Genomic DNA, 6,026 nt, shown 5'->3' on the forward strand with positions numbered 1-6,026 from the left:
CTTCCATGAGCCAGACCCACTTCGGTTTCAGTACGGTCGACGAGAACGAGAAGGCCAGCAAGGTCCGCGGCGTCTTCGACTCGGTCGCGTCCAAGTACGACCTGATGAACGACCTCATGTCGGCCGGCCTGCACCGGGCCTGGAAGGCCTACACCGTGCAGGTGGCCAACCTGAAGCCGGGCGAGCGCGTGCTGGACATCGCCGGCGGCACGGGCGACCTGGCGCGCGCCTTCGCCCGCAAGGTCGGCGAGTCGGGCGTCGTCGTCCACACCGACATCAACGAAGCCATGCTGCGCCAGGGGCGCGACCGCCTGCTGGACGAAGGCCTCATCCTGCCCACCAGCCTGGCCGACGCCGAGAAGCTGCCCTTCAAGAGCGAGAGCTTCGACCTTGTCGCCGTTGCCTTCGGCCTGCGCAACATGACGCACAAGGACCTGGCCCTGGCCGAGATGTGCCGCGTGCTCAAGCCGGGCGGCCGCCTGCTGGTGCTGGAGTTCTCGCGCATCGCCGAGCCGCTGCGCAAGCCCTACGACTGGTACTCCTTCAACATCCTGCCCAAGCTGGGCTCGCTGTTCGCGGGCGACGCCGAGAGCTACAAGTACCTGGCCGAGTCCATCCGCATGCACCCCGACCAGGCGACGCTCAAGGCCCTGATGAAGACGGCCGGCTTCGGCCATGTGGACGTGCACAACCTCAGTGCGGGCATCGTCGCCCTCCACGCCGGCATCAAGTGCTGATGTGAGCCCCTCGCCCAACCGCGCATCGCTGAACGCGAGCGAGTCTGGGCGGTCCCCCGCGGGGACGGCGATGCTCGCAGCATCGAGCCGCGAGCACATCGCTAGGCGGGCCGGCTTGGGAGCGGCCCGGCGCTCGGCCCGCTGAAGTCCCGCTGGCTGCGCCCCGTTTCATCAGTTCTTAGTTTTACCCTCCCCCAAGAACGTGGGGGTAAGGGAACTTGTCGCTTGAAACTGCTCTAACTGCGGGTTTGGCCCACTTTTATACGGGACAAGACCCCCATAGAAGCGACATATCCGGCCGCTACACTCGTCCGCTTCCCAGGGCCCGGACCCCTTCTACGCACAACAAGGACATCGAAAAGATGGCAAAGCGACTGATCAACCCCCGCGCTTCGTTGCTGGCTGCCGTTGCGGCTGCCATGCTGCTGGCGGCCTGTGGTGGTGACAAGGGCGACAAGGCTTCCCAGACGGYCGCCAAGGTCAACAAGGAAGAGATCACCGTCCACCAGATCAACTTCGTGCTGCAGCGCCAGCCAGGCCTCAAGCCCGAGCAGGCCGAAGCCGCGAGCCGCCAGGTGCTGGAGCGTCTGGTCGACCAGGAACTCGCCGTGCAGAAGGCGCAGGAGCAAAAGCTCGACCGCGACCCGCGCGTGGTGCAGCAGATCGAGGCCGCCAAGCGCGAAATCATCGCCCGCGCCTATGTCGAGCGCGTTGGCGAGTCCGTCGCCAAGCCCGCCAACGACGAGATCTCCAAGTACTACGCCGAGAAGCCGGCCCTCTTCAAGGAACGCCGCGTTTACAGCCTGCAGGAGCTGCAGATCGAGGCCAAGCCCGAGCAGTTTGCAGCGTTGCGCGCCAAGCTGGCCGAAGCCAAGAGCCTCAACGAGTTCGCCGAATTCCTGAAGGCCAACGACTTCCGCTTCACCGGCAACCAGGCCGTGCGCGCCGCCGAGCAACTGCCGCTCGCCAGCGTCGACACCATTGCCCGCATGAAGGACGGCGACTCCATGGTCAGCCCGGCGCCCAACGGCCTGACGGTGCTCTTCCTCGTCGGCTCGCGCAGCCAGCCGGTTGACGAAGCCCGCGCCCGCCCGGCCATCGAGGCCTTCCTGCTGAACCAGCGCAAGGCTGAAGCCGTGCAGAAGGACATCAAGGCGCTGCGCGACAGCTCCAAGATCGAATACGTCGGCAAGTTCGCCCAGCCTGCACCTGCGGCTGCGAGCGCTCCTGCTCCGGCCCCCGCGCCGGTCGCCGCCGAGGCGCCCGCGCCGGTTGTGTCTCCCGCTCCGGCCGCCAGTGGCCTGGATCCTGCTTCCATCTCCAAGGGCATGGGCCTGAAATGAAGATGATGATGACGATGCGACTTCCTCAACTGTTTCTCGCCGCTGCGCTCGGGCTGAGCGCACTGGGCGTTCAGGCCCAGACAGCGGCTCCGGGCACGGTAGCGTCGCCCGAGTACCGCCTCGGCTCCGGCGACGTCATCCGCATCGTCGTCTACCAGAACCCCGACCTGACCCTGGAGACCCGTGTCTCCGAGTCGGGCGTCGTCAGCTTCCCGCTGCTGGGCAACATCCGCATCGGCGGCCTGGGTGTCAGCGCGGCCGAGAAGCTCATCGCCGACGGCCTGAAGAGCGGCAACTTCGTCAAGTCGCCCCAGGTCTCGCTGACGCTGCTGCAGGTCAAGGGCAACCAGGCCAGCGTGCTGGGCCAGGTCAACCGCCCGGGCCGCTACCCCATCGAGACGGCCGACATGCGCCTGACCGACCTGCTGGCCAACGCCGGCGGCGTGGCCACCACGGGCGGCGACCAGCTCGTGCTCAGCGGCACCCGCAACGGCAAGCCCTTCCGCATGGAGATCGACCTGCCCGGCGTCTTCAGCGCCGACCAGAACCGCGCCAACGACGTGCTCATCCAGAACGGCGACGTCCTCTGGGTCGACCGTGCGCCTCTCGTCTACATCTACGGCGAAGTGCAACGCCCCGGCCCGATGCGGCTGGAGCGCGGCATGACGCTGATGCAGGTCCTCGCCGCCGGTGGTGGCCTGAACCAGCGCGGCACCGAGCGCGGCATCCGCGTGCACCGCAAGGGTGCCGACGGCAAGGTGCAGGTGATGCCAGCGGTCATGGACGACGGCGTCAAGGATGGTGACGTCGTGTACGTCAAGGAAAGCCTGTTCTGATTTTCTCGGGAAATCTGCGATGAACTTTGTTCAATTTTTGGCCATTCTGCGTGCGCGCTACAAGATGGCACTCGGCGTGTTCGCTGGCATCGTCCTACTCGCCCTTGTGCTCAGTCTGGTCTGGCCCAAGAGCTACACGGCGGCGGCCTCGGTCGTGATCGACTCGACCAAGCCGGACCCGCTTGCTGCTGTGCTGTATCCCGGTGGCGTCAACCCGAGCCTGATTGCCACGCAGATCGACGTGATCCAGAGTGATCGCGTTGCATTCAAGGTCGTGCGCAACCTCAAGCTCAACGAAAATCCGCAGATCCGTGAGCAATGGCAGGCCGCGACCAAAGGCGAAGGTTCGATCGAGCAGTGGCTTGGCACCGTGTTCCAGAAGGCCTTGGACGTGAAGCCTTCGCGCGAGTCGAATGTCGTCACCATCACCTACAAGGCCGCTGACCCCAAGTTCGCTGCAGCCCTGGCCAACGCCTTCGTGCAGGCGTATCTCGAAACCAATATTGACATGCGTGTCGAGCCGGCGCGTCAGTACTCGTCCTTCTTCGACCAGCGAGCCAAGGAGGCCCGCGACGTCCTTGAGAAAGCACAGTCCAAGCTGTCCGATTTCCAAAAGGACAAAGGCATCATCGCCACCGATGAGCGCCTGGATGTCGAGAATGGCCGACTGAACGAACTGTCATCGCAGTACGTCGGTCTGCAATCACTGGCATCGGATTCGGTCAGCCGGCAGGCAGCCGCCCGTGGGGCCAGTTCTGACCGCATGCAAGAGGTGCTGAACAACCCGCTGATCAGCAGCCTCAAAGCGGATCAGGCGCGCCTGCAGGCACGGCTGCAGGAGCTGACATCCAAGCTCGGCGACAGGAACCCGCAGGTCATCGAGACGCGCGCCAACCTGGCTGAACTCAAGACCCGTATCGACAGCGAAACGGGCAAGGTCAGCAGTTCGCTGGGCATCGCCAACAACATTAACCAACAGCGCGCCGGCGAGACCAAGGCGCAGCTTGAGGCTCAACGCACCAAGGTCCTGCAGATGAAGGCCGTTCGCGATGACGGCGCCGTGCTGGTGCGAGATGTGGAGAACGCCCAGCGCACCTATGACATGGTCATGCAGCGCTTCAACCAGACCACGCTGGAGAGCCTGGCCACGCAGAGCAATGTGTCCGTGCTGTCACAGGCCTTCCCGCCCATCGACCCAGCATCACCCAAGATCGTGCTGAATATGGCCGTGGCCATCTTCGCTGGCGCTCTGTTGGCCATCGCGATCGTCGTTGCCATGGAGATGCTGGATCGCCGCGTCCGCAGCGTCGAAGACGTCGCCCAGGCCGTGGGCCTACCGATCATTGGTGTTTTGCCCTCGCCGAGTGCCCGGCGCCGGCTGTTCGGCAAGGCGGCCAAGGCCAATTTGATGCAACAACGCCTGCTTGGTCAGGCACCTGGCAAGGCGRCCTGAGCAGATGAACGCCGCAACTTCTGGAGCATCCGTGAACGCCCCCGCCGACTTGCATGAGCGCCCGATTGGCGACTTGATCCGTGACGCTCGCAACCTCAGCGCCGCTGAGGTCGAGAAAGTGCTGAGCTATCAGCGCCAACATGGCGTGCGCTTCGGTGAAGCCGCCGTCACGCTCGGTTTGGCCAGTCCGGACGATGTGTTGAACGCGCTTGCGCAGCAGTTCCACTATCCATTGGCCAATGCCGAGCGCCGCGTGGCGAGCCCGGAGCTGATCACCCTGCTGCAGCCCTTTTCTGTGCAGGCCGAGGCCATCCGTGCGGTGCGCAGCCAAGTCACCATGCGGCTCAGCAAGCCCGAAACGGTGCGTCAGGCCATGGCCGTCATCAGCCCCGACCGGGGCGACGGCAAGACGTATTTCGCCGCCAATTTGGCCGTGGCACTGGCTCAGCTCGGTGGTCGAACGTTGATCGTCGATGCAGACCTGCGAGGCCCGCGCCAGCACGAGGTGTTCAAGGTCAGCAACGCCGCTGGATTGTCTTCTCTGCTGTCGGGCCGTTCAGAGACGCAGGTCATCCAGTCGGTTGAGGGCGTGCCTGGTCTGTTTGTGCTGCCTGGTGGGCCCATACCGCCGAACCCGCTCGAACTCATCGAGCGCCCGGCCTTTGGCCTGTTGGTCCGCGAGCTGACAGCTAAGTTCGATCATGTCGTTATTGATACGGCTGCAGCCTCGCAGGGGTCGGACGCCTGTGTCGTGGCCGCCAAGTGCGGTGCCGCCCTTGTGCTGACACGCCGGCATGAGAACAAGGTGGCCGCGTTGCAGGATCTGGTCGCCAGCATGGCCGGTAGTTCCGTGCAATTGATCGGCGCCGTGGTCAACGAGTTCTGAAAGAGAGGGTGTGACGTTGTGTCCGCTGCTTTCGACTCGCCGCTTTCAATGCCGAAAGTGACTTCACAGTCTGTCAGGTCCTGGGTTCCGCTGGGGCTGTTGTTGCTGGGCTGGGCCATCATGTATGGCCCCAGCTACTACGCGCTCTCAACAACGATCTGGGCGAGCGACGAGCAAGGGCATGGGCCCATCATCCTTGCCGTCAGCGCTTGGCTGCTGTTTCGTAGGCACGCCCAGTTCGCAGAGCTCAAGCGCGCACCCAGCAATTTTTTCGGCGCTGTCGTCCTGCTGTTTGGCGTCGGCGCTTACGCCATCGGGCGCTCGCAGACCATCTGGACCTTCGAGATCGGCTCGCAGATCCTGGTGCTGATCGCGCTGTTGCTCTTTTTCTTCGGTCGCGCAGGCGTGAAGCTGGCATGGTTCCCGCTTCTGTTTCTTGTATTCATGATTCCTTGGCCGGGTGATTGGGTGTCGCTGGTGACCTCGCCGCTCAAGTCCGCGGTATCGGCCTTGGCGTCGAGCATTCTTTATGCAGTTGGGTATCCCGTCGGACGTTCCGGGGTGATTTTGACCGTGGGGCAGTATCAGCTGTTGGTGGCTGATGCCTGCGCAGGCTTGAATTCGATGTTTACGCTGGAGGCGCTTGGCCTGCTTTACATGAATATCATGCAGTACACCTCGGCGGCGAGGAATGTGGCGCTGGCCATCTTGATCATTCCGATTTCATTTGTGGCCAACGTGATTCGCGTGATGATACTGGTGCTCGTGACC

Annotated in this window: 6 protein-coding genes; all 6 read left to right on the top strand. The window is 63.9% G+C overall.

The genetic code is table 11. The features are described from left to right. Positions 1-5: 5 nt before the first annotated feature. Complete coding sequence (ubiE, locus tag ACXRVZ_RS23865; protein WP_457423728.1) at positions 6-737, top strand: bifunctional demethylmenaquinone methyltransferase/2-methoxy-6-polyprenyl-1,4-benzoquinol methylase UbiE; 732 nt, start codon at positions 6-8, stop codon at positions 735-737. Positions 738-1,099: 362 nt separating this feature from the next. Further along, positions 1,100-2,080, top strand: a complete 981-nt coding sequence (locus ACXRVZ_RS23870) for an EpsD family peptidyl-prolyl cis-trans isomerase (RefSeq protein ID WP_458232905.1) — start codon at positions 1,100-1,102, stop codon at positions 2,078-2,080. Further along, positions 2,077-2,916 (top strand): polysaccharide export protein EpsE, encoded by an 840-nt coding sequence (gene epsE / locus ACXRVZ_RS23875; RefSeq protein ID WP_458232906.1) that lies wholly within the window; start codon positions 2,077-2,079, stop codon positions 2,914-2,916. The genes ACXRVZ_RS23870 and epsE overlap by 4 nt, the downstream gene beginning before the upstream one ends. A 19-nt stretch (positions 2,917-2,935) precedes the next feature. Then, positions 2,936-4,369: a chain length determinant protein EpsF gene (epsF, locus tag ACXRVZ_RS23880; protein WP_458232907.1), complete on the top strand. Its 1,434-nt coding sequence runs from the start codon at positions 2,936-2,938 to the stop codon at positions 4,367-4,369. Between the two features lie 31 nt (positions 4,370-4,400). Then, a complete protein-coding gene (locus ACXRVZ_RS23885; protein WP_457423736.1) occupies positions 4,401-5,255 on the top strand; it encodes a polysaccharide biosynthesis tyrosine autokinase in 855 nt (284 codons plus the stop codon). 18 nt (positions 5,256-5,273) lie between these two features. After that, the coding region (gene xrtB / locus ACXRVZ_RS23890) for an exosortase B (RefSeq protein WP_458232908.1) at positions 5,274-6,026 on the top strand (753 nt) is incomplete at its 3' end.

Source organism: Roseateles sp. P5_E8 (genome assembly GCF_054177665.1).